The 2,320-nt window shown below is 65.3% G+C and carries 2 protein-coding genes; both read left to right on the top strand.

The genetic code is table 11. The annotated features are described in order from the left end of the window. Nucleotides 1-658, top strand: a 658-nt coding sequence (locus AAF481_20440; GenBank protein ID MEM7483535.1) for a nitronate monooxygenase, incomplete at its 5' end; no start/stop codon positions are given. Nucleotides 659-734: 76 nt separating this feature from the next. Further along, nucleotides 735-1,766 (top strand): medium chain dehydrogenase/reductase family protein, encoded by a 1,032-nt coding sequence (locus tag AAF481_20435; GenBank protein MEM7483534.1) that lies wholly within the window; start codon nucleotides 735-737, stop codon nucleotides 1,764-1,766. The last annotated feature ends 554 nt before the right edge of the window (nucleotides 1,767-2,320 follow it).

The following is a 2,320-nucleotide window of genomic DNA, read 5'->3' as shown; positions in this document are numbered from 1 at the left end:
GGTCGACGAGGCGAAGCTGGCGCTGGATGCCGGGGTGGATGTGCTCGTCGCCCAAGGCGTCGAAGCCGGTGGGCACGTCCGGGGCACCGCGCCACTCGAGGAGCTCCTCGCTGGCTTGCTCGAGGTGGCTGGAACCGTTCCAGTGGTAGCGGCCGGGGGTATCGCGACCGGGGCCGACGCTGCTCTATGGCTCGAGAAGGGCGCAGCCGCCGTGTGGGTCGGGACGCGGTTTCTATGTAGCGCCGAAGCGAGGGTGCATCCCACGTATCAAAGCGCCATCATCAGCGCTCGGGAGAACGCCACCTACTACGGCGAAGTCTTCACCGGTGGGTGGGAGAACGCACCGCATCGCGTGCTGCGAAACACCACGGTCAACGCATGGCTGTGGGCCGGAGGTCCCCCACCTGGCCGGCGCCCGGGCGAGGGCGAGACCGTGGCGTGGTCGCCTTCGGGCGCGCCGGTCGAGCGCTATGCCGATGTGATTCCAGTCAGCGGGAGCACAGGTGACGTCGAAGCTCTGGCCTTGTATGCCGGCACGGGCTCGTCTCGGATCGATGGGATCCAGCCAGCGAACGAAATCGTCGGCGAGTTTCGGGCGGCGCTCGCGTGCCAAGGGGCCGGGCTGGACCGGCCCGACTCCGAGACATCGGGGCCGTGAGCCCACCGTTCTCGGAAGCGAGGCGGCCCGACTCCGCTGGAAGCCGCTGACCCTTCTCTGTGGCAAGATCTGGCGAATGCGCCAAATCGTCATTCATCGGCCCGGGGGCCATGATCGGCTGACCTTCGAAGAGCATCCGACGCCCGAGCCCAAGCCGGGGGAAGTGCTGATCGAGGTCGAGGCGATCGGCGTCAACTATGCCGATTGCATGGTGCGGATGGGGCTCTACAAGTCGGCCAAGGATCACATCGGCTGGCCGATCTGTCCAGGGTTCGAGGTCGCTGGGCGGATCGCTGCAATCGGCGACAGCGACTCGCGACTGAGCCGCGGCGATCGGGTCTTCGCCGTTACTCGCTTCGGCGGCTATACGACCCATCTCGTGGTCCCGGAGAACCAGGTCTTTGCCATACCACCGCAGCTCGATACGCGACAGGCTGCGGGCTTTCCGTGCATTTTCCTCACCGCGTACTACGCCCTCTTCGAACTCGCCAACCCGCGCGGCGGTGAGGTCATGCTGGTCCACTCCGCCGCCGGTGGGGTTGGCGGCGCGTTGGTGCAGCTCGGCAAGGCGGCGGGCTGCCGGGTGGTCGGTGTGGTGGGTGCCAGTCACAAAGTGGAGCTGGCCCTTCGGCTGGGCGCCGATACGGTGATCGACAAATCGGGCGAAGATTTGTGGCCAGCGGCACGCCGCCTGGCCCCGGCTGGCTACCATTTCGTCTTCGACGCCAACGGCGTGGCGACCCTGCGCCAGAGCTACCAGCACCTCGCCGCCCCTGGCAAGCTAGTGGTCTACGGCTTCCACAGCATGTTGCGGAAAGGCCACGACCGCCCCAGCTGGATCAAGATGCTCACCGCCTGGCTGCGAACGCCGCGCTTCGATCCCTTGCATATGACCAACAAAAACCGCGGCGTCTTGGGCTTCAACCTGAGCTATCTCTTCGCCGAGACCGAGCTCCTCGCCAGGGTCATGGAGCGGCTGGCGAGTTGGCTGGACGACGGTACGATCGTTCCGCCGCCGATCGAGGCCTATCCTTTCGAGGGCGTCGCAAGGGCTCATCGCGCAATCGAGTCCGGCCGGACCGTCGGCAAGCTGGTGCTAGAGACTTGAGTCCGGCAGCTCGGTGCTGCAACGATTGCCAAGCCTGGTTGTAGACCGTGAGAGCCCAGTGCGACAAGGCGCAGCCCCACTTCGCCGGATGACCGCAGATCTCGGTGCCGCCACCCAAGCCCAGTACGTCAGTTTGATCGGCAGGTCGTCGGGCAGGAGATCCTTGATCAGGTCGAGCGTCGCGTCCACCAGGAGGGCAAACCTCCTTCGATTCCTTGATCGCCTTGGCGATCACCTTGTGCTTCTTACCTTCTTCGTACCTCTTGAGGCTCTCGGCCTTCACGAGGAGCTTCGTGGTGTGCTGCAGCCAATGCGGTGGTGAGGACCGTCGCCAGACAGCACTCCGAGACCTTTGTAGAGCCCGTACGGACCGGCTTCCTGCCGCCATCGTCGATCATGGCGCTCCCCAAAATAACCTCCTCGCAGCGCCAAGCCCACATCGCTGATACTGGTTGTAGGCTGCCGCCGCTGCCTCCACAACAGGCGCCGTAGCTCCGTCCATCAGCCACGCCCGAATCGCCGAATCAAGAGTATACGCTTCCGGCGCCATCAGT

Source organism: Acidobacteriota bacterium, assembly GCA_039030395.1.
In the GTDB taxonomy this organism is placed as follows: Bacteria; Acidobacteriota; Thermoanaerobaculia; order Multivoradales; family JBCCEF01; genus JBCCEF01.
Note: the sequence above shows the minus strand (reverse complement) of the source record. Positions and strands in the feature narration are given on the sequence as shown.

Coding starts and splice junctions, on each gene's coding strand:
- AAF481_20435 (MEM7483534.1), top strand. CDS start 735: ATGCGCCAAATCGTCATTCATCGGCCCGGGGGCCATGATCGGCTGACC.